The following is a 19925-nucleotide window of genomic DNA, read 5'->3' on the forward strand; positions in this document are numbered from 1 at the left end:
GCTCAGGCCTCTTCCTCGCCGGCCGGCTGGGCACCGGCGGGCAGCCGCAGCGGCAGCGACTCGCGCGGCGCCATCGGCTCGGATCCGCGGACCACGACCACGTTGCGCAGGGCCTGCTCCATCGGCGGCGCGGCCTCCGGCTCCACCGCGGCGCGACCGAGCACGGTGGCCCGGAGCAGCCAGCGCGGACCGTCGACGCCGATCACGCGCGAGGTCTGGCTGAAGATCTGTCCCTCGGGATCCTGGACCGGCACGACCAGCACCAGCTCGGTGCCGAACGGGCCCTCGGTCTCCGACGCGGTGCCGCCCATCCGGGTCGCCTCGCCGGCGATCTCCTGGCGGACCTCGTCCCAGATGCCGGCCGTCTTCGGCGCGGCGAACGCGCGCAGCTCCAGCGCGGAGTCCTCGAGCACCAGCAGGATCGCCTGCACGTCACCACTCTGCTCGTCGACCTGCAGCCGCAGCTCCATGCCCGGCAGGCCGGTGATCACCAGCGCGCCGAGATCGATGCGGTCCTCGGCCTCCAGCGTCGCGGGGTCCACCTCGGTGACGTCGAACGGACCACCGCCGGTCGCACCGGCCGCGGCCTCGCCGGCCTCCGCCGGGGTGCCGTCGGCGGCGTCCGCCTCGGTCGTCCCGGTGCTCTGCTCGACGGCGTCGGCCGTCGGTCCGGTGTCCTCGTTCTTGGCCTTCCGGCGGAAGATCACTGCTCTTGCCTACTTCCTCGATCGTGAGTCGTGTCTGCGGGGCGGCGCGACCCCGCCGTAGTCTGGCGCACCCGCAGGTCAGCGGGACGCACCTGGTCAGCGTGTCACATCACCGAAACCACCGGTCGAGCCGTGGCCGCCCTCGCCGCGCGCCGAGCCCGGCAACGTGCCGACCTCGACGAACCGGACCTTCTCCACCTGCTGCACGACCAGCTGCGCGATCCGGTCGCCGCGCCGCAGGGTCACCTCGGCGTGCGGGTCGAGATTGATCAGGCAGACCTTGATCTCACCCCGGTAGCCCGCATCCACTGTGCCCGGTGCGTTCACGATCGACACTCCGTGCTTGGCCGCGAGTCCCGATCGCGGGTGCACGAACGCGGCGTACCCGTCCTGCAGCGCGATCGCGATCCCGGTGCCGACCAGCGCCCGCTCCCCCGGCTTCAGCGTGACGTCGTGGCTCGCCACCAGGTCCACCCCTGCATCCCCAGGATGCGCGTACGCCGGAACCGGCAACTCCGGATCAAGCCTGCGAATCAGCACCTCGGTCATGGGTTCACCTCGTAGTCGTGGACGGAGTCAGTCGTCATGTCGGTGCCGTGCTCGACGAAGTGCTCGGGTGGGACGACGACGAACACCGCGCTCGCGCGCACCGCGACGCTGCCCTCGGGTCCGCCCAGCCGGCCGACCGCCTTCGCGTACATCCGGCGTCCGGCGAAGCCCAGGCAGCGGGCGCGCAGCGAGAGCGTCGCACCCACCGGGACCGGCCGGATGTAGTCGGTCTCCAGCCGCCCGGTCACCATCGGCCGCCGCAGCAACCAGGAGAGGCCGCCCAGCGTCTCGTCGAGCGCCAGGGCGAGTACGCCGCCATGAGCCAGGCCGGGCGCTCCCTGGTGGTCCGCGGTGACGGTGAACTCACCGCTGATACTCACCTCCGGCCCAGCGGTCGACACCAGCCGCAGTCCGGTCGGGTGCGACGGACCGCACGCCACGCAGTTCGCGTAGTGCGACGGCAGCACCGTGCCGGGAGCAGGTGCGTCCGGGTGACGCTCCGGCGGCTCGAGGTCGCGCTGCGGGGTCGCAGTGCGGGTCGGTGGCTCGATCACGAGAGGCGACCCTACCGACGCGCTCCGGCGGCCCACGTGCCAGGCTGGTCCTGTGTCGAACTACCGCGAGCGGTTGAGCGTGCCGGTGCGCTGGTGGATCATCGCCGCGCTGGCCGTGCTGACCATCCTGGTGATCACCGCCGTGCCCGCCGGCAAGCCGATCGGCTTCACCGTGGCCGGCGTGGCCGCCGTCATCCTGGTCGTGCTGTTCGTCCGGTACGGCGGCGCGGTGGTCGAGGTCGGCCCCAGCACGCTGCACGCGGGCCGGGCCACCATCGAGCGGACCCACCTCGGCAAGGTCGAGCCGTTGACCGGCGAGGCGGTCCGGAACGCGTTCGGCCGCGACTGCGACCCCACGGCGTACCTGGTGCTGCGCAGCTACCTGCCCGGCGCGGTGCGGGTGGAGATCACCGACCCGCACGACCCCACGCCGTACTGGCTGATCGCGACGCGCTCGCCGGAGCGGCTGGCGGCGGCGCTGACCGAGAACAGCGTGGCAAGATCCTGAGTACTGCCGGTCCGCGCTGAGCGGGTCCGGACGGGCCTAGCGAGGAGGCACGACGTGATCGGAGCCAAGATCGGCTGGAAGCTGGTGCTGGCCGTCTTCACGATGGTGGTCGGACTGGTCGCCAACAAGGCGGTCACGACCGCGTGGAAGATCGGTGCCGGCGGCAAACCCCCGAAGGGCAGCCAGGCCGGGTACGTCGAGGTGGTCACCTGGGCGGTCGCCAGCGGTGCCGCCGCGGCGGCGGCCAAGCGGTTCGCCGAGGACCGGGCGGCGAAGTACTGGCTGAAGTCGACCGGGCACCTGCCGCCCGGCTACGAGACCGAGGCGGTCAAAGACACCGTGAAGGACGCCGTCAAGGCGTAGCCGGGAGCGACCAAGGGACCGGCCCCCCGAAGGGGGACGGTCCCGGATGGTACGACTCAGCCGAGCAGGGCGACGGTGCTGTTGTCAGGCAGCGCAGTCGCGGCAGATCAGCTGGCCGTTCTTGCTGTTCGCGAGCTGGCTGCGGTGGTGGACCAGGAAGCAGCTCGAACAGGTGAACTCGTCGGCCTGGCGCGGGAGAACCCGTACCGCCAGTTCCTCGTGGCTCAGGTCGGCGCCGGGCAGCTCGAAGCTCTCGGCGGCTTCGGCCTCGTCCTCGTCGACCTTGCCGGAGTTCTTGTCGTGACGGCGAGTCTTCAGTTCCTCGATCGACTCCTCGCTGGAGTCCTCGTCCGTCTTGCGCGGGGCGTCGTAGTCAGTCGCCATGGTGTTTCCCTGCCCTCTTCGTACCCGTGGTGTTGCCTGCTGAGCCCTGGAACGGATAGTGGGGCCGAGAAATTCCGCCCGGAATCCCTCGGGTCCCCCGAACCCCTTGACAGACAGGCCGGAAACGGTCTCGCTACCGCTCCCGAGGCAGGGATTGTGCCCTATCAACCGGTCTTCGCGCGCGTCGGGGTCCACCTTCTGACCCGCGTGTCGGCGAAATTGTCAGGACCGAACAGCTGAATGCGCATTAACGCCCGTAGTGCGCAGTCTCAGAGCATGAAGGTGCACAAACTATGCGCGCAGCGGGTCGGCGGCCGCCAACGCGTCGTGCAACGCGTCGAACACACCGGGTGTTGCCGCGATCGACATCTCCGGTGACACCTCCGCGCCGTTCAGCCCGCCGACCCGCGCCCCGGCCTCGGCGGCGACCAGCGCGCCGGCACCGTAGTCCCACGGGTTCAGGCCGCGCTCGTAGACGGCGTCCAGCCGGCCGCAGCCGACGTAGCACAGGTCGATCGCGCCGACGCCGATCCGGCGGATGTCGCGGACCTGGGTGATCAGCTGCTCGACCACGCCGGCCTGGACCTGCCGCCTGGCCGGGTCGTAGCCGAAGCCGGTGCCGACCAGGGCCCGGTCGAGGTCGGTGCACTCCGAGACCCGGATCGGCTTGCCGTCCAGGAACGCGCCGCCGCCCAGGGTCGCGGTGAACACCTCGCCCTTCGGCGCGTCCACGACCACGCCGGCCACGGTCCGGCCGTCCTGCTCGACCGCGATCGACACGGCGTACGTCGGGATGTCGTACAGGTAGTTCACCGTGCCGTCGATCGGGTCGACCACCCAGCGCACCCCGCTGGAGCCGAAGATGTCGTCGCCCTCCTCGCCGAGGAACGAGTCGTCCGGCCGCGCTTGCAGCACCCGGGCGCGGATCAGCTCCTCGGACTCGCGGTCGACCGCGGTGACGATGTCGGTGGCGGTGCTCTTGGTGTCGGCGACCGTGATCGTGCCGCGCCGGCGCTCGACGATGAGCTCGGCCGCCTCGGTGGCGACCGTGACGGCCAGCTTCAGCAGTTCCTGCGGGGTGCTCATGCGTTGTCCTTCGGTCCTGCTGTCGAGGGGGCGGCGGGAGGCGTCTGGTCCGACGAGGCCTGGTGCGCGGAGCCGTCGGCAGGCGCTGAGGCGCCCGCTGCGGGCCGGCGGAGGGCGGGGCAGCAGTCGGGGCGGCAGTTGTCCCAGCCGGGGCCCAGCTTGCCCACACAGGGCCGCTCCGGCTGCTCCCCGCGCTCGGCGGCGGCCCGCTCGACCACCAGGTCGCGCAGCATCGTGACGAACCCCTGGTCGGTCCCCGGCGTCGCGGCCCGGGCCATCGGCAGACCGAGCTTCTCCGCGGTCGCTCTGGCCTCGGTGTCGAGGTCGTAGATGACCTCCATGTGGTCGCTGACGAACCCGATCGGCACCACCGCCACGCCGGGCACACCGGCCGCGGTCAGGTCCTCCAGGTGGTCGTTGACGTCCGGCTCGAGCCACGGGACCTGCGGCGGGCCGGACCGCGAGCAGTAGACCAGGTCGGTCCGCCGGCTGACACCCGTACGCCGTTCCAGCTCGGCGGTGATCTCGGCGGCGACGTCCAGGTGCCAGGTGACGTACCCGTTGCCGTCCGGCCCGCTGGTCGCGTTCATCGCGGTCGGGATGGAGTGCGTCACGTAGGCGATCGCGGAGCCCTCCGGCAGCTCGGCCAGCGCGGCGGCGGTCGACTCGACGAAGGACCCGACGAAGCCGGGATGGTTGGCGTAGTGCCGCAGCTTGTCGATCGCCGGCGCGTTCTCCACCGCGGCGGTCGCGTCGGCCAGGTTTTCCCGGTACTGCCGGCAGCCGGAGTACGACGGGTACGCGCTGGTGACGATCACCACGGCCCGGCGGATCCCGTGGGCGGCCATCTCCCGCAGCGTGTCGGTCAGGTACGGCGCCCAGTTCCGGTTGCCCCAGTAGATCGGCAGGTCCAGCCCGATCTGCGCGAAGGACTCCCGCAGCGCGGCCAGCAGGGCCCGGTTCTGGTCGTTGATCGGGCTGCGGCCGCCGAACCCGTAGTAGTGCTCGCCGACCTCCTTCAGCCGTTCGTCCGGGATGCCGCGGCCGCGGGTGACGTTCTGCAGGAACGGCAGCACGTCCTCGGGCTGCTCGGGGCCGCCGAAGGACAGCAGCAGCACGGCGTCGTAGGGAGCGGCATCGGTACGGATCGGATCGGGCGACACGAGGTGGGGCATACACCGATGTTCTCAGGCGGGCCGGATACGGTGTGCACGGTCCCCCATGCTGATGCCCTACGTCCACCTCATGCGCCGTCCCGGTGCCGCCGCGTTCTGCGCCGCCGGGATCCTCGGGCGTATGCCGATCTCGATGATCGGTCTGGGCATCGTCATCCTGATCGCCGAGGAGAGCGGCTCGTACGGTCTGGCCGGCGCGGTCTCCGGCGTGGCCGTGGTCGCCGGCGCGATCACCGGACCGGTGCAGGGCCGGCTGGTCGACCGGTTCGGCCAGCGGACGCTGCTGCTGGTCGGCAGCGTGGTCTGCACGGTCGCGCTGGCCGCGCTGCTGGTGGCGGTCAGGGCCGACGCGCCGACCGCCCTGCTGTACCTGCTCTCGTTCGTTGCCGGTGGCACGCGTCCGCAGGTCGGCTCGTTCGTCCGGGCCCGCTGGACCCACCTGCTCGGCCGCGGCCGGGCGCTGCAGACCGCGTTCGCGCTGGAGGCCGTCGGCGACGAGGTGGTGTTCATCGTCGGCCCGGTCCTGGTCACCGCACTCGCCACCCAGGTCAGCCCGTACGCCGCGCTCGGTGTGGCCGGACTCCTCGGCCTGGGTGGAGGCATCTGGCTGGCACTGCTCCGGCGGTCCGACCCGCCGGGCCGCGGCAAGTCCAACGGCACCGAGCAGGCCCCACTCCCCTGGCTCTCGCTGCTGCTGCTCAGCGTGATCGGTCTGGGCCTGGGAGCGACACTCGGCAGCGCTGAGGTCGTCACCATCGCGTTCACCGCCGCAGAGGGTCAACCGGGCATGTCAGGCGTCGTACTGGCGGTCTGGGCGTTCGGGTCGCTGCTGGCCGGGCTCTGGTACGGCTCGGTGCACTGGCGGGCTCCGGTCGAGCGCCGGCTGCTGATCGGCACGATCCTGCTCGCCATCTCGCTGGCGCCGTTGCCCTGGGTCGGCAGCACCCTCGCTCTGGGTGGAGTGCTGTTCTGCGCCGGACTGACGATCGCACCGACGATGGTCGCCGTCACGGCGTGCGTGGAGGAGTGGGTCCCGCCGCAACGGCTGACCGAGGCGATCACCTGGACCGTCACCGGCATCCTGTTCGGCGTCGCACCCGGCAACGCGCTGGCCGGGCACGCGGTCGACCGGTACGGCGCCTCCTCGGCGTACTGGGTGCCGGTGGGGATCGGCGTGCTCTGCGCCGTGGTCGCCGCCTGCTCGATCACCTTCGCCCGGCCGAAGACCCGCTTCGCGCACAACTGACCGGCTCAGGGGTTGCGCGGCAGCGGGGCGTTCCAGCCGCGGCGGATGGCGACCAGGCGGATCAGGAAGCAAACCACCGCGGCGCTGATCGGGACCCAGAGCGCGTGGTAGCCCAGCGCGGACGCCAGCACCACGATGCCCGCGCCCAGGAACGCCGGCGTCGCGTAGATCTCCGACCGCAGGACCACCGGCACCCGGCCGGAGAGCACGTCCCGGACGACTCCGCCGCCGATGCCCGAGATGGTGCCGAGCAGGGCGGCCGACAGCGGCGAGAGCCCGTAGTCGATCGCCTTCAGCGCGCCGGTCACGCAGAACAGCGCCAGCCCGGCCGCGTCGAAAATGTTCACCAGCCGCTCGACCCGGCCGATCCGCGGATGCAGGAAGAAGGTCAGCAACCCCGCGGCGACCGGTACGGCGAGGTACCGCCAGTCCTCCAGCGCGGCCGGCGGCGTCACCCCGATCAGCACGTCCCGCAGGAACCCGCCGCCCAGTCCGGTCACCAGTGCCAGCACCTGGATCCCGAACACGTCCAGGTTCTTCCGCACCCCGACCAGCGCGCCGGTGATCCCGAACACGAAGATGCCGACCAGGTCGAGCACCGCCAGCAGCACAGATCCGTCCACCCCCGCACGCTAACCGCCCATCTGCTGGTTGCCGGGCTAGGGTCTGGGCATGTCCGGGCCGCCTGTCGTCGACTACAGCGCCACCTCGGCGCGTCCGGCGTGGAGCGCGCTGCCCGAGGCACTCCGGCGCTCGCTCGCTGTTGCTCTGGGCACCGAGATCGTGGAGGCCGGACCGTCGGTCGGCGCCGGCTTCACCGGCGGCCTCGCGGCCCCGTTACGGCTGGCCGACGGTCGCAAGGTGTTTGCCAAGGCCGCGCCGGACACGCAGCACGGGTACGACGCGTACCGGCGCGAGGCGGAGATCGTCCCGCAGCTCCCACCCGCCGTCCGGGTTCCGGCCGTCGTCGCCACCGCCCAGGCCGGCGGCAGTGCGGGTGAAAGGTGGTTCGCCGTCGCCTCGGAGTACGTGGCCGGCCGGATGCCGGGCACGCCGTGGACCGCTGCGGACTTCGCCGCCGCGACCGCGGCCTGCGAGGTGATGGCCGAAGCTCTCAGCCCGACGCCGCTGGCCGGCCTCGCCACCTTCGTCGCCGAGCTGGAGGCCGGCGGCTTTCCGTTTCACCTGGCCGACGAGATTCTCGCCGGCGACCGCCCGCTCCCGCCCGGCTTCCAGCCGTGGCTGCCGACCGCGCTGCCCGAGCTCTCCGCCCTGATCGCCCGCTATCCCGTCGCGCTGGCCGGCGACTCGGCCATGCACAGCGACCTGCGCCCCGACAACCTCTTGATCGACCGCACCGGCCAGTGCTGGACCGTCGACTGGAACTGGCTGTCGCTCGGCCCGGCCTGGTGCGACTGGGTCGGCCTGCTGCCGGTTGCCCAGGCGCACGGCATCGACACCGCCGCCGCGATCCGCCGGAGCCCGCTCACCGCCGACGTGCCCGCCGACGACCTCGACTGCTGCGCGGCCATCATCGCGGCGTACATGCTCGACGCACTCGACGCGCCGCCGCCGCCCGGCTGTACTCCTGAGCTGCGCCGGCATCAGCGCCTGTACGCCTGGACCTTCCTCGACTGGCTGGCCCTGCGCCGCGGCTGGGACGTTTAGTCGAGGTCGAAGCCCAGTTCCTCGGCAGCTCTGGTCGGGACCGGATCGGCCCACCGGTTGGTGTAGCTGGTGGAGGTCGCCATCGACCGGGGCTCGACCTGGTCGACGTACAGCCTGCCGTTGAGGTGATCGGTCTCGTGCTGGAAGATCCGGGCCTGCCAGCCGGACAGGGTGAGCCGGCGACGGGCCCCGGTGAGGTCGGAGTAGCCGGCGTCGACCTTGAGTGGACGGCTCACCACCCCGGTGAAGCCCGGCATGCTCAGACAGCCCTCGTAAAAGCCGCGCTTGTCCCGCCCGCGCGGCGCGTACTCCGGGTTCAGCACCGCCAGAAACTCCAGCGGATACCGCTCACGCGCCTCGGCCACCTCGGCCGAGACCGTCGCCGGATCCTCCAGCACAGCAATCCGCAGCGGTACGCCGACTTGTGGCGCGGCCAGTCCGACTCCGGGCGCCGCCAGCATGGTCCGCCGGAGCAGCTCGACGAAGTCCTTCAGCAGGCCGTCGTCGAACTGGCCGTCGAACGGCTCGGCCTTCCGGCGCAGGACCGGGTCGCCGAGCTGCACGATCGGCGCCACGTCGTCGCGGTACAGCTCGACCAGGGCCTCGACCCGGTCCTTGACAGTGCTGGATGTGCTCATAACCCCTCGGGAAGTGGTGACGTGGTCCGTGCCGGCCACGTGCTGGGTCAGCGGTGCGACGAGCGCGCTCGTCAACAGCACCCGCCGGGACAGTGGCACGGCTCGCTCCGATCGATCGGTTCCACCCGGCAGCATAGGATCGACGCATGGGCAAAGGGCCGGTGACGCGGTACAAGGTCGAGGTTCTCGACGGCGACAAGCTGTCTCGCCGCGAGGACGTCGTGGTCACCGAGGAACCGCTCGAGCTGCGGCTGGAGTGGCCGGGCCGGCCGGCCGCGCCGCTGACGGTGACGATGCGCACGCCCGGCGCCGACTTCGAGCTCGCCGCCGGGTTCTGTCTCGGCGAGGGGTTCGCGGTCCGCCCCGACGCCCTCAAGACCGTTGCCTACTGCACCGATGTGCAGCTGACCCGGGAGCAGCAGTTCAACACCGTCACGGTGACCTTCGACGGCCCGCCGGACCGCGAGCCGCTCGAGCGGTACGGCGTGACGTCGGCCGCCTGCGGGGTCTGCGGCCAGCAGAGCCTGGACGAACTGGCCGAGCGCGCCTACGCCCCCGTCGACCCGGTCGAGGCCCCGCTGGACGTCGTGCTGCGGCTGCCCGACCTGCTGCGGGAGGCGCAGCCCACGTTCGGCCGGACCGGTGGACTGCACGCGGCCGGTCTGTTCACCGCCGACGGCCGCAAGGTGGTCGTCAAGGAGGACGTCGGCCGGCACAACGCCGTCGACAAGGTGATCGGCTGGACGGTGCTCAACCAGCACAGCCGGAAGGGCCTGGTGCTGGTGCTCAGCGGCCGCGCCGGGTACGAACTGGTTCAGAAGGCGGTCGCGGCCGGGATCGGCATGATCGTCGCGGTCGGCGCCCCGTCCAGCCTGGCCGTCGACCTGGCTCGGCGGTTCGGGATCACACTGGCCGGCTTCACCCGCGGTGAGCGCTGTGTGATCTACAGCACTCCGGGGCGTATCCTGCACTGAACACCCATCCGCCGGCCCGGCGGCTCCGAAGATCCTCCGACTTGTTCGACAACCGAAGAGGATGTCCGCTTGTGAGCGAGGAGTCGACAGCCCTTCCGTGGCCGCTGGTGGCCGGGGCCGGCGGGACCACGCCGACCGAGCTGATGGCTCGGGTGGCCCGTGGGGACTCCGACGCGTTCGCCCAGCTGTACGACCAGATGGTGCCGCGCGTCTACGGCCTGATCCGGCGGGTGCTGCGCAACCCGGCCCAGTCCGAGGAGGTCACCCAGGAGGTGATGGTCGAAGTCTGGCGGACCTGCACCCGGTACGACGCCGACCGCGGCTCACCCGCCTCCTGGATCCTCACGATGGCGCACCGGCGGGCGATCGACCGGGTCCGCTCCGAGCAGTCGTCGACCGACCGTGAGCAGGCGATGGCCGCGGCCAGCGCCACCACGGAGTACGACGAGGTGGCCGAGGCGGTCACCTCGAACCTGGAGGTCCAGCAGGTGCGGAACTGCCTCTCGGCGCTGACCGAGCTGCAACGGGAGTCGGTGACACTGGCCTACTACGGCGGATACTCCTACCGCGAAGTCGCCGAACTGCTGGACGCCAAACTGGCGACGATCAAGGCGCGGATGCGCGACGGCCTGATCCGGCTGCGCGACTGCCTGGGTGTGACGGAGAAGTGAGGGCCATGACGCCGCCTGATGTGCACATGCTGACCGGCCCCTACGTGCTGAACGCGCTGCCCGAGGACGAGCGGATCGGCTTCGAGCGGCATCTCGCCGACTGCTCCTCGTGCAGCGCAGAGGTCGCCGAGCTGCGGGAAGCAGCCAACAAGCTCGGCACGGCCGTCGCGGCGCCGCCGCCACCTGCACTGAGGTCACGGGTGCTCGCCGAGATCGCGACCACCCGGCAGCTGCCGCCGCTGGTCCGCGAGCCGGAGCCGGCACCGGTGGACGAGCTCGCGCACCGGCGGTACAGCCGGCGCTCGGTCTTCGGCCTGGCCGCCGCCGCGCTGGCCGTCGCCGGCGCGGGTGGCATTGCGGTCGACCAGTACCGCGACAGCCAGCGGCTCGAGCGGCAGAACCAGGAGCTCGCCGCACTGCTGTCCCAGCCGGACGCGAGGACCGCCCGCAGCGACGTCGCCGGCGGCGGTCAGGCGACAGTCGTGATGTCGCCGAGCCAGGACCGCGCCATCGTGCTGCTGCACGGCCTGGCGAAACTGCCCGACGGCAAGACCTACCAGCTCTGGCTGCAAGACCGCTCCGAGGCGATGCACTCGGCCGGCATCGCGGCGCCCGAGGACAGCAAGCTGATCCAGGGCGGCATCACCGACAAGATCGCCCTCGGCATCACCGTCGAGAACACCCCCGGCGTCGACGCCCCCACTCAGGCTCCCGCCGCCCTCGTCCGGATGGCCTGATCCCGACCGCGCCGTACGCTGGCCGGATGCTGCCGTACCTGATCCTGCTCGCAGCCCTGGCCGTCACCCTGGCGCTGTTCACCGCCCTCGCGAGGTGGTCCCGCAAACGCGGCACAGCCGGCGCCGCCCTCGGCGACGCCATGGCCGCCTACAACGAGGCCTACCACACCACGGCATACTCCGCTCACCAGGAACAACAGTCCGCCACCACCCGCAAAGCCGCCCAGGGCTCCCCAAACGACCTCTAGCTCAGTCGAGTTTGATGAAGGTTGCTCGGGGCACGTACTCGTAGCGTTCGGGCATGCAGGTCAGGATGATGACCTGGCCGTGGTCGCCGGCGCGGCCGAGCAGGGCGCCCATGTCGCGCAGGCGGCCCTTGTCGGACCAGCCGAGGGCGTCGTCGAAGATGACCGGGACACTGCCTTCGCCGGTGCTGACCAGGTGGCTGATCGCGAGCCGGGTGATGATCGCGAGCTGCTCCTGGGCGCCGGTGGACAGCGCGTCGATGCTGAGCCGGGCGCCGTCCAGTTCGCGTTCGGCGACGGCGAGGTCGTCGTCCAGCCAGACCCGGAAGGTCGGCCCGTACACACTGCGGCCGAGCGCCTCGATCCTGGACTGCAACGGCTCCGAGTACTTCGTCTGCGCGGCCGCCCGGTGCCGCCCAAGGGTCTCGTGGACCCGCCGAGCCGCCTCCGCCCGGCGGTGCAGGTTCTCGTGCTCGGCCCGGACGGCGGCCAGTTCCAGCTCGGCCGCGTCCTGCCGGGTGGCCAAGCCGTCGCGTCCCGACTGCTCCAACCGGCCCTCCGTCGTCCGCAGGGAGTCCCGCAGCGTGTCCCGCTCGGTCTGCAGCCGATTCGCCACGGCCAGCGCGTCCGCCAACTCCCCCGCGACCTCGTCCGCACCAGCCGCGTCCACCTGCTCCTGGACGGCCGTCAGCTCCTCCAGCACCGCCTCGACTTCGGCGGTCGCCTTCTCCTCCTCGGCCTCGACGTCGTCGTCGGCGAGCACAACCCGCGCGGCCTCCAGCTCGGCCGTGGCCGCCGCGACCCGCTCGGCCGCCAGCTCGGCCCGGGCCCGCGCCTGCTGCGCTTCGGACCGGTCCTCGTCAGCCGCCTTCCGCGCCTGCGCCGCCGCGAACTCCGCGTCCGACAGCAACCGCTCAGCCGCCGCCAGCTCGTTCCGCGCGTCCTCCAGCGCCCGCTGCGCACCCGCCAGATCGTCCGGCGCGGCCGGCTCCGGCACCACCAGGTCCTCGAAGTCGAAGGTGTCCTCGGTGAACTCCTCGAACAGCGACATCTGCCCGGGCACGTTCTCCACCGCGGGCTGCTGCTTGCCCTTGGGCGCGGTCTCTTCCTCCTCGGGCTCCTCGTCCTCGCCCGCGATCCCCAGCCGCGCGCACAGCAGAGCGATCCGCTCGCCCGGGTCTCCCCCGGCCGTCAGCGACCGCTCCGTACGCCGGGCCTCCTGCAGCTCCGCCGTTGCCGTGTCGCTCTTGCGCAGCAGCTCTCGCGCCGCCTGCAGATCGCGGACCTTCGCCCGCTTCAGCAGGTCCTGCTCACGCCGTACGGCTTCGTCCACCAGCGAGCGCAGGCCGGCCGCCTCGCCACCCGCGCGGACAGTCACCTCCACCTGCCCCGGTACGCCGACGACCAGCTCGCCCGAGACCAGCAGCGACAGCTCGGCGCCTTCGTCCAGCTCCGCCGGCACCGCCGATCCACCCGCGTCCAGGCCGGTCCCGGACAACGACACCACCTCGGCGCCGACCCGGCGTACCAGCACGTCCGGTACGCCGGCCGCCAGCGCGGCGCGGGCCTCGACGACCTTCGCCCGAGCGTCCTCCAGCTCGGCAACCAGCCGGTCGGTGACCTTGATCCCGTCGAGCACCTGGGACGCCGCCGCGATCCGGGCCCGGACGTCGGCCAGCTCGGTCTGCTGACCCATCAGCCGGTCCAGCTCGGCCCGGTCCATCAGCTCGGACACCCGATGCTCGGCCTGCTGCACGTCGGTGCGCCGGTCGTCCTTCAACTCGACGACCTCGGCGAGCGCGGCCTCGGCTGCGTGCACGGTCTCGGCCGACGCCTTGGCGACGGTCTCCGCCTCGGTCCGGCGCTCGGCCAGCTCGGCTGCGATCGCCGTGAACCGCTCGACATCGGCCAGCAGCCGCTCACGCTCACGCCTGGTGCGGGTGTGGTTCTCCAAGCGGGCGCGCGCGGTCTCCGCACGGGCCCGGACGGAGTCGCGGCGGAGCAGGATCTCGTCGGTCGCCTTCTTGCGCTCGCGCAGCTCCTCGACCGAGCGCAGGTGATCGGTCAACCGCGTGCTCAGGTCGTCCAGGTCGAGAGCGAGCCGCTCGGCCCGGCGGATGTCGGCGACAACCTCCTCCATCGCCTTGGCCGCCTGCGCCGCCGTCAGCTCGGCCGTCGCCACCGCCTGGGCGGACTTGGCGAAGTCCCCGGTCGGGCGGCCGCGCGGTGTCCAGTAGCGCAGGTACTCGTGCTCGACGGCCGACACCAGCGGCATCGAGGCGCCGTCGACCGGCGTACCGGACTCGGCGGTGACCGCCGTGATCAGCGGCTCCGCGTCCGCCGGCGTCGGCAGCACCAGCGACTGCCCCTGGCTGACCATCAGTGTCTGCCACAGCACCGGGTCGACGTTCTCGTTGAAGAGCCGCTCGGCCTCGTTGTGCGCCTCGCGGCCGGTCCACGACTGCCGGCGTCCGTCCGGCTCCACCACGGTGAGCTCGGTCGACCGGTTCTTCAGCCAGCGCTTGGTGTAGGTCAGCTCGCGGCCGCCCAGTGTCAGCTCGACGGTCACCTCCGGCGCGACGTCGTGGCCGACCGGCTGGATGTCGGCGATCCGCTTGGACTTGGAGTCGTCCGGCAGGTCGAACACCAGCGCGAACGCCTCGACCAGGCTGGACTTGCCGACCTCGTTGTCGCCGACCACCACGGTGGTGCCGATCGAGGGCAGCCGGACGGTCCGATCCGTGACGCCGCGGAAGTTCCGCAGCGTCAGACTGTGCAGTCTCATCCCGCGTCCCGCGCCAGGCGGTGCATCAGGGTCAGCGCGGCGCCCGCGGCCTCGTCGCCACCGGCCAGCGCCTGCCGCAGTTCCTCCATGGCCGCGCGCGCCGGACCACTCAGCTGCAGCGCGTCCAGGTCGGCGGCCTCCGGTGCCGGCCGGACGGTCCAGAACTTGGGCCACTTCTCGACGCTGGCGAACACCTCGCCCAGGGCGTCGATCATGGCGTCCAGCCGGCTCATCAGCGGCAGCGGCAGCGACCCGTCCGCGGCCAGCCGGACGTACGTGCGCTCCTTGTCCGGCAGCTCGGCGAACCAGTCCTCCAGCGCCCGCAGCGACTCCTCGCCGTCCAGCTCCGCGTGGTGCTCGACCATGTGCCAGGCACCGACCCGCTGCGGCTCGACGGTGATCGACTCACCGGCCAGCGTCACCGCCAGCACGTTGCCGGGGTGGGTCTCCTCCGGCGCCGTCACCTCCTGCGTCCCGGAGAACCAGATCCGCTCGGTCACCTCGGTCGTCGAGTGCCGGTCACCCAGCCCGACGTAGTGCAGCCGCCCGTCCGCGACCGCCGCCTCCAGCGCGACCTGGTCGATCGTCGGTACGTCGGACATGCCGCCGCTCAGGCTGGTCAGCTGCCCGTGCGCGAGCAGGATCCGGTACGTCCCCGCCCGCGCCGGACCGAGCCCGGCGTACCCGGGAGCAGCCGGGTCCGACACCGGGCGGCGCGACCGCCACGGCGCTCCGACCAGCTCGACCCCCGGCACGATCTCCAGCGGCGTCGAGTCGGTCACCACCGACACGTGGTCCGGCTTGTGCGCCGTCCACTGCGCCGAGGTCCACAGCGAGCCCGGCTCCAGCGCGTCGTGGTTGCCCGGCAGCAGCACCACCGGCACCGGGATCCGCTTCAACGCCTCGCACGCCCGCAGGATCGTCTGCCGCTCGACCTGGTTGTGCTCGAACACGTCTCCGGTGACCACCAGGAACCGGGCACCGGTCCGCTCGGCGACCGCACCGATCCGCGCGACAGCGTCCAGCCGCGCCTGACCCCACCGGGCCTGACCGTCCGGCCCCAGGAACCGGCGCATCATCCCCAGCTGCCAGTCCGAACTGTGCAGAAACGTGATCGATTCGTCCATCGCGCGAGAACGCTAACCCGACCCACCGACTACCGCCCAACCAACACACCCACAACCCCCGGACCGCCCGGCATCCGAACACCTTTTCGGCCGAAACCGGTTGAGCCGGTGCGCCCCGCGCTGCAGGATCAGCGCGTGGAGACGTGGCTGGAGACGGAGCGGCTGGTGCTTAGGCGGTTCACCGTGGGAGATGCCGAGCTGCTGGTGGAGCTGGACTCCGATCCCGAGGTGATGCGGTTCCTGACCGGGCAGGCGACGCCGCGGGACGAGATCGAGCAGAAGGTGCTGCCGGAGATCCTGGCGACGTACGCCCTGCGTCCTGGACTGGGCACGTTCGCGGCGCACACGAAGGCGGGCGGGGAGTTCGCCGGGTGGTTCGGCCTGCAGCCGACCAGGGAGCCGGCGGTGGTCGAGGTCGGGTACCGGTTGCGCCGGGCGGTGTGGGGCCGCGGGTACGCGACCGAAGGGACCCGGGCGCTGGTCGCGAAGGCGTTCGGCGAACTGGGCGTCGAGCGGGTGGTCGCCCAGACGATGGCGGTGAACACCGGCTCCCGGCGGGTGATGGCGAAGGCGGGACTGCGCTTCGTCCGGCTCTGGCACGAGCACTTCGAGGACCCGCTGCCGGGCACCGAGCACGGCGAGGTCGAGTACGCACTCGACCGGGCGACCTGGTTAGCTGGGAGCCGTGCCTGACGACCGCCGACCGTACGCCGTACTGGACATCGACGCGACGCTGTCCGACACCAGCGAGCGAATCCACTTCCTGCAGCAACGGCCGAAGGACTGGGACTCGTTCTTCGCGCACGCCAAGGAGGACGCCGTGCTCGACGAAGGGCTGGCGGTCGCGACCACGCTGGCGGCGGACCACGAGATCGTCTACCTGACCGGACGGCCGGAGCGGTTGCGCCGGGACACGGTCAAGTGGCTCGAGGACAACGGCTTTCCCGACGGCAAGATCTACTTCCGCAGCAACACCGACCGGCGGCCGTCAGCGGTGATGAAGCTGTACCGGCTGAAGGCGCTCAGTGCGGAGCGGCCGGTCGCTGTGCTGGTCGACGACGACGTCAAGGTGTGCGCGGCGGCGGAGAAGGCCGGCTACACGGTGATGAGGGCCGACTGGGGACTCGACGCCGAGACCCAGCCGACTCTCTTCGAGGCTCAGGAGAAGGAAGGCCGGACCTGAGGCCGGCCGACGGCCTACTCCTGGTCGATCAGTTCCCAGTCCCGGGGGCCGGATCGCCGGAATCTGGTCGCGACGAAGGCGAGCAACGCCCCGAGGATCGCGCCCGGGATCGCCCAGCGCCAGCCTGAGAACGCGCTCTCCGCGGTGATCTCGGCAGCCGCCGGACTCCCGTCGGTTGCGCCTGCTCCGGTCGGGTGTGCCTCGGTCGTGCCGCCGCCCGTGACGCCGCCGGTCGCGGTGCCGTCCGGGGTGGCGCCGTCGTTCGACACGGCGGTGGGCAGGCTGGTCGGGGCGCCGGTGGTCGCGTTCGGTTTGCCGCCCAGCAGGCCCATCGCGACCAGCAGCTTGACCAGCCGGACGCTGTCCGCCGCACGGTGCCAGACGGGTTTCTCCGGCAGTGTGCCGCTGCCGGTGACGTCGCGGGTGGTCGCGATCCACGGCCCGCCCGGCGCGTCCGGGTAGATCACGTCCAGCCGCCAGACCGCCATGTCATGGATCAGCCAGGCCGCGCGGACGTACGCGCCGACCGCGTGGTCCTGCTCGGATTCCGGTCCGCCCTGCGGCGGCTCCTCGCCGACCAGCCAGCCGAGTTCGGCGTACCGCGGATCGTCGTAGCCGGTGGCAACCACCTTCGGAATGCCGGGCGCGCTCAGCAGCACACTGGTCGGGCCGCCCGCCTGCGCCGGGGCCGTCCCGGTCCCCGCCCAGAACACCACCATCGCGAACCCCGCCCCGATCCAACGCTTCCAGCGGCTCATCGCAGTACTCCTTTCCTCGGCTACTGCGTCTACACCGCCGCCCGCTCCGGGGTTCCGGCCGAAACTGCGTTGCCGGCCGGACGAGGGTGCGGACAAGATGGCCGGCATGCGAGATTTCGATCCGGCCGCCGCCTTCGGGCCCGCTGTCTCCAGCTGGTACGACCAGACCCCGCGCGGCGACGAGGACGTGACGGTCGCGTTGCTGGCCGAGCTGGCGCACGGAGACTCCGCGCTGGAGTTCGCCGTCGGGACCGGGCGGATCGCGCTCCCGCTGGCCGAACGCGGCCTCCGGGTCGACGGCGTCGAACTCTCGACGGACATGATCGACCAGTTGCGCAGCAAGCCGGGCGGCGCGGAGCTGACCGTGCTGCACGGTGACATGACCACCACCACGACCGGCCGGACCTATCCGCTCGTCTACCTGGTCTTCAACACGATCTTCAACCTGCTCACCCAGGACGACCAGATCCGCTGCTTCGAGAACGCCGCCCGGCATCTCGGCGACGACGGCGTCTTCCTGGTCGAGGCCGCCGTGCCGAGCGCCTGGCTGCCGAGCAACCAGTACGTCAACGCCGAACGCGTCGAGTCGTCGTTCGTGGTGCTGGACGTGTGCCGGTACGACCCGGTGACCCAGATCCTCGACGAGAACCACGTCCGGCTGGACGGCGCGGGCGTGCACCTGGCTCCGATCTCCTGCCGGCTGGCCTGGCCGTCCGAGCTCGACCTGATGGCGCGCCTGGCCGGCCTTCGCCTGGTCGACCGCTGGGCCGGCTGGGAGCGCGAGCCGTACACCGGCGAAGGACGGCACGTCTCGATCTACGGCCGCTGAGCCTCCGGTGCGCCGCGCCTTCCGGTGAGCGCCGGTTCAGCGCGCAGAGAGCGCGATCTCGGTTGCCCGGTCCTTGCCGGTGGCACCTTCCAGCCGGAAGGTCGTTCCGCCGTACACCCACACCAGGGTGGGCCCGGCCACGCGCACGGACCGCTCGGCGCCGTTCTCGTCCTCGAGCACCAGGTCATGCGGCGTGCTGAACCAGTAGCCGTCGACCACCTTGACCGGCTCGAGCGACTGGTAGTACTTCTTCACGTACACCGGTGACAGCCGGTCCGAGAACTGCTCCAACCGGAGCACCCCTTCGGGGGTGTCCCAGCTCATCGCGACCATCCCGTCCGACGCCTCGACGCCGGTCGGCGTACCGAGAAGCTGCGGCGTGATCGGGGTGAGACCCGCCCGCCGCCCTGCCTCCTCGACCGACAGGCGGCCCGCCGCCGTCGGCGGACCGGGCGCGCTCGTCGGTCCACTCGGCACCGGCCGCGCCTCGACTCCGCCGATGTTCAGCCACTCGGCGACTGCGGCTCGGACCGGCGGAGCGAGCGCCGCCCCGGCGACCACCAGAGCCAGCAACGCCACCAGCGCCCGCCACTTGGCGCGGATCACCTCGGCCGGCGCACGGCGTACAGGCTGGCCCTCGACGCGTTCCAGCACCGCCGTCGTGAGGTCGGGAGCCACGGGAGGGTCAACGGAACGTCCGAGCGCGCGCAGTTCGTCAGCAAGCTGCTCCTCGGTCATCGCTGCACCTCCTTGTCGGGTAGTTGGCTCCGCAGCCGTCCCAGCGCCCGGTGGAGGCGCGACTTGACGGTGCCGCGCGGCCAGCCGAGTACTGTCGCGGTCTCCTGCTCGTCCAGCTCGAGCAGGTAGCGGCAGGTGACCACCAACCGGTACTGCTCGGGCAGAGCCTTCAACGCGTCGAGCAGCTCGCGCCGGCGCTCCGCCGACAGCGCCACCGCCGCCGGATCGAGCACCTCGTCGGGGACAGCGGCCAGCTCCTCCCGGCGCGCTCGGCGTCCCCGCGACCGGACCACGTTGCGCGTCTCGTTCGCGACGATGCGCAGCAGCCACGGCCGGAACGCCGAGTCCACCCGGAAGCCGCCGAGTGCGCGGTACGCCTTCACGAACGACTCCTGCACCACGTCGTCCGCATCCGCTCCCGCGCCCAGCAGCACGGCCATCCGCTGCGCCACCCGGGCATGGCGGTTCACCAGCTCCGCGTAGGCGGTGGAGTCACCACCCCGGACCCGGTGCACGATCGCGGCCTCGTCGCTGTCGCTGATGCCGCCTCCTCTCCCGACACCCGAACTACACCACGACCGGCGGCCTGGTTCCCGGTGTGCAGAAAGTTCTCGCTGGAGTGCAACCAATCGGGGGTGCCACCGCGTCATGTCATCGGGAGCACAACGGGCGGACGGCGCCCGCGGGGGCACAAGGGGGAATCGGGATGGCACGGCGCAGTCACGGCACGGTGGTGCACACGGACGACATCGCGGCACGGCACTGGCTCTGGTCCGGGCTGCAGGCCCTGCCCCCACGCCAGCGCGACGTGCTCGTCCTGCGCTACTACGAGGCCCGCACCGAGACCGAAGCCGCCGACATCCTCGGCTGCTCGGTCCCGGCGATCAAACGCCGCACCAACCACGGCCTCCGCCGCCTCAGCTCCCACCTCGGCCCCGACGCCGTCCTGATCATGCAACGCGTCGCCCGCTAGGGCGCCTGTCCAGCACACAGGCCGCCG

General features: G+C 71.8%; 25 protein-coding genes. 12 read left to right on the plus strand and 13 right to left on the minus strand.

Translation table 11 applies throughout. From position 1 onward, the window contains the following. Positions 1-2: 2 nt before the first annotated feature. The 3 genes from KFLA_RS18700 to KFLA_RS18710 all read right to left on the minus strand — a co-directional run bounded on the left by KFLA_RS18700 (position 3) and on the right by KFLA_RS18710 (position 1810). Positions 3-707 carry a DUF3710 domain-containing protein gene (locus KFLA_RS18700; protein ID WP_012921375.1) on the minus strand — a complete coding sequence of 235 codons (705 nt, stop codon included), beginning with the start codon at positions 705-707 and terminating at the stop codon, positions 3-5. A 96-nt stretch (positions 708-803) separates the two neighbouring features. Next, entirely contained in the window at positions 804-1256 is a 453-nt protein-coding gene (dut, locus tag KFLA_RS18705) for a dUTP diphosphatase (RefSeq protein ID WP_012921376.1), read from the minus strand. After that, a complete protein-coding gene (locus KFLA_RS18710) occupies positions 1253-1810 on the minus strand; it encodes a PaaI family thioesterase (RefSeq protein ID WP_012921377.1) in 558 nt (185 codons plus the stop codon). Before KFLA_RS18710 ends, dut begins: the two co-directional genes overlap by 4 nt. A gap of 52 nt (positions 1811-1862) precedes the next feature. On the opposite strand from KFLA_RS18710, the gene KFLA_RS18715 reads away from it, so the two are divergent. Continuing rightward, the gene (locus KFLA_RS18715) at positions 1863-2318 is read left to right on the plus strand and encodes a DUF3093 domain-containing protein (protein WP_012921378.1); all 456 of its coding nucleotides are present in this window, start codon (positions 1863-1865) and stop codon (positions 2316-2318) included. Between the two features lie 54 nt (positions 2319-2372). Beyond that, entirely contained in the window at positions 2373-2681 is a 309-nt protein-coding gene (locus tag KFLA_RS18720) for a DUF4235 domain-containing protein (protein WP_012921379.1), read from the plus strand. An 84-nt stretch (positions 2682-2765) separates the two neighbouring features. On the opposite strand, the gene KFLA_RS18725 is transcribed toward KFLA_RS18720, so the two are convergent. The 3 genes from KFLA_RS18725 to KFLA_RS18735 all read right to left on the minus strand — a co-directional run bounded on the left by KFLA_RS18725 (position 2766) and on the right by KFLA_RS18735 (position 5326). Beyond that, positions 2766-3065, minus strand: coding sequence for a DUF4193 domain-containing protein (locus KFLA_RS18725; RefSeq protein WP_012921380.1), 300 nt, complete (start codon positions 3063-3065; stop codon positions 2766-2768). Between the two features lie 291 nt (positions 3066-3356). Continuing rightward, entirely contained in the window at positions 3357-4151 is a 795-nt protein-coding gene (locus tag KFLA_RS18730) for an inositol monophosphatase family protein (RefSeq protein WP_012921381.1), read from the minus strand. Further along, positions 4148-5326 (minus strand): ferrochelatase, encoded by a 1179-nt coding sequence (locus tag KFLA_RS18735; RefSeq protein ID WP_012921382.1) that lies wholly within the window; start codon positions 5324-5326, stop codon positions 4148-4150. Before KFLA_RS18735 ends, KFLA_RS18730 begins: the two co-directional genes overlap by 4 nt. A 46-nt stretch (positions 5327-5372) precedes the next feature. Between KFLA_RS18735 and KFLA_RS18740 the strand changes: the two genes are divergently transcribed. After that, complete coding sequence (locus tag KFLA_RS18740) at positions 5373-6572, plus strand: MFS transporter (RefSeq protein WP_012921383.1); 1200 nt, start codon at positions 5373-5375, stop codon at positions 6570-6572. Between the two features lie 5 nt (positions 6573-6577). Here the strand turns inward: KFLA_RS18740 and KFLA_RS18745 are convergent, their stop codons facing one another. After that, a complete protein-coding gene (locus KFLA_RS18745; RefSeq protein ID WP_041289384.1) occupies positions 6578-7195 on the minus strand; it encodes a trimeric intracellular cation channel family protein in 618 nt (205 codons plus the stop codon). A gap of 49 nt (positions 7196-7244) precedes the next feature. On the opposite strand from KFLA_RS18745, the gene KFLA_RS18750 reads away from it, so the two are divergent. Then, positions 7245-8240: a phosphotransferase family protein gene (locus tag KFLA_RS18750; RefSeq protein ID WP_012921385.1), complete on the plus strand. Its 996-nt coding sequence runs from the start codon at positions 7245-7247 to the stop codon at positions 8238-8240. Here KFLA_RS18750 and KFLA_RS18755 read toward each other — a convergent pair. After that, on the minus strand, positions 8237-8878 hold the full coding sequence (locus tag KFLA_RS18755; protein WP_041290237.1) for a peptide deformylase: 642 nt from the start codon (positions 8876-8878) through the stop codon (positions 8237-8239). The genes KFLA_RS18750 and KFLA_RS18755 overlap by 4 nt on opposite strands. A gap of 146 nt (positions 8879-9024) precedes the next feature. Here KFLA_RS18755 and fdhD point away from each other — a divergent pair, with 146 nt between their 5' ends. The 4 genes from fdhD (at position 9025) to KFLA_RS18775 (ending at position 11508) form a co-directional block, all read left to right on the plus strand. Beyond that, complete coding sequence (gene fdhD / locus KFLA_RS18760) at positions 9025-9852, plus strand: formate dehydrogenase accessory sulfurtransferase FdhD (RefSeq protein WP_012921387.1); 828 nt, start codon at positions 9025-9027, stop codon at positions 9850-9852. Positions 9853-9923: 71 nt separating this feature from the next. Next, a complete protein-coding gene (locus KFLA_RS18765; RefSeq protein ID WP_012921388.1) occupies positions 9924-10523 on the plus strand; it encodes a sigma-70 family RNA polymerase sigma factor in 600 nt (199 codons plus the stop codon). A 5-nt stretch (positions 10524-10528) separates the two neighbouring features. Further along, a complete protein-coding gene (locus tag KFLA_RS18770; protein ID WP_012921389.1) occupies positions 10529-11260 on the plus strand; it encodes an anti-sigma factor in 732 nt (243 codons plus the stop codon). 26 nt (positions 11261-11286) lie between these two features. After that, on the plus strand, positions 11287-11508 hold the full coding sequence (locus KFLA_RS18775; protein ID WP_012921390.1) for a hypothetical protein: 222 nt from the start codon (positions 11287-11289) through the stop codon (positions 11506-11508). A 1-nt stretch (position 11509) separates the two neighbouring features. On the opposite strand, the gene KFLA_RS39355 is transcribed toward KFLA_RS18775, so the two are convergent. Both KFLA_RS39355 and KFLA_RS18785 read right to left on the minus strand, forming a co-directional pair. Continuing rightward, entirely contained in the window at positions 11510-14290 is a 2781-nt protein-coding gene (locus tag KFLA_RS39355; RefSeq protein WP_012921391.1) for an AAA family ATPase, read from the minus strand. Then, on the minus strand, positions 14287-15417 hold the full coding sequence (locus tag KFLA_RS18785; protein WP_012921392.1) for a metallophosphoesterase family protein: 1131 nt from the start codon (positions 15415-15417) through the stop codon (positions 14287-14289). The genes KFLA_RS39355 and KFLA_RS18785 overlap by 4 nt, the downstream gene beginning before the upstream one ends. A gap of 135 nt (positions 15418-15552) precedes the next feature. Between KFLA_RS18785 and KFLA_RS18790 the strand changes: the two genes are divergently transcribed. Beyond that, positions 15553-16110 carry a GNAT family N-acetyltransferase gene (locus KFLA_RS18790; RefSeq protein WP_012921393.1) on the plus strand — a complete coding sequence of 186 codons (558 nt, stop codon included), beginning with the start codon at positions 15553-15555 and terminating at the stop codon, positions 16108-16110. Beyond that, on the plus strand, positions 16103-16600 hold the full coding sequence (locus KFLA_RS18795; RefSeq protein ID WP_012921394.1) for a phosphatase domain-containing protein: 498 nt from the start codon (positions 16103-16105) through the stop codon (positions 16598-16600). The genes KFLA_RS18790 and KFLA_RS18795 overlap by 8 nt, the downstream gene beginning before the upstream one ends. A 14-nt stretch (positions 16601-16614) precedes the next feature. Here KFLA_RS18795 and KFLA_RS18800 read toward each other — a convergent pair whose 3' ends face one another. Then, on the minus strand, positions 16615-17358 hold the full coding sequence (locus KFLA_RS18800; RefSeq protein WP_012921395.1) for a hypothetical protein: 744 nt from the start codon (positions 17356-17358) through the stop codon (positions 16615-16617). Positions 17359-17464: 106 nt separating this feature from the next. Here KFLA_RS18800 and KFLA_RS18805 point away from each other — a divergent pair, with 106 nt between their 5' ends. After that, the gene (locus tag KFLA_RS18805; RefSeq protein WP_041290239.1) at positions 17465-18187 is read left to right on the plus strand and encodes a class I SAM-dependent DNA methyltransferase; all 723 of its coding nucleotides are present in this window, start codon (positions 17465-17467) and stop codon (positions 18185-18187) included. A 36-nt stretch (positions 18188-18223) separates the two neighbouring features. Here the strand turns inward: KFLA_RS18805 and KFLA_RS18810 are convergent, their stop codons facing one another. Then, positions 18224-18925, minus strand: coding sequence for a hypothetical protein (locus KFLA_RS18810; RefSeq protein ID WP_012921397.1), 702 nt, complete (start codon positions 18923-18925; stop codon positions 18224-18226). Beyond that, positions 18922-19440 (minus strand): RNA polymerase sigma factor, encoded by a 519-nt coding sequence (locus KFLA_RS18815; protein WP_237706538.1) that lies wholly within the window; start codon positions 19438-19440, stop codon positions 18922-18924. Before KFLA_RS18815 ends, KFLA_RS18810 begins: the two co-directional genes overlap by 4 nt. Before the next feature lie 191 nt (positions 19441-19631). On the opposite strand from KFLA_RS18815, the gene KFLA_RS18820 reads away from it, so the two are divergent. Further along, positions 19632-19898 carry a sigma factor-like helix-turn-helix DNA-binding protein gene (locus tag KFLA_RS18820; protein ID WP_049797375.1) on the plus strand — a complete coding sequence of 89 codons (267 nt, stop codon included), beginning with the start codon at positions 19632-19634 and terminating at the stop codon, positions 19896-19898. The last annotated feature ends 27 nt before the right edge of the window (positions 19899-19925 follow it).

The sequence above is a fragment of the Kribbella flavida DSM 17836 genome, assembly GCF_000024345.1.
Classification (GTDB): Bacteria; Actinomycetota; Actinomycetes; order Propionibacteriales; family Kribbellaceae; genus Kribbella; species Kribbella flavida.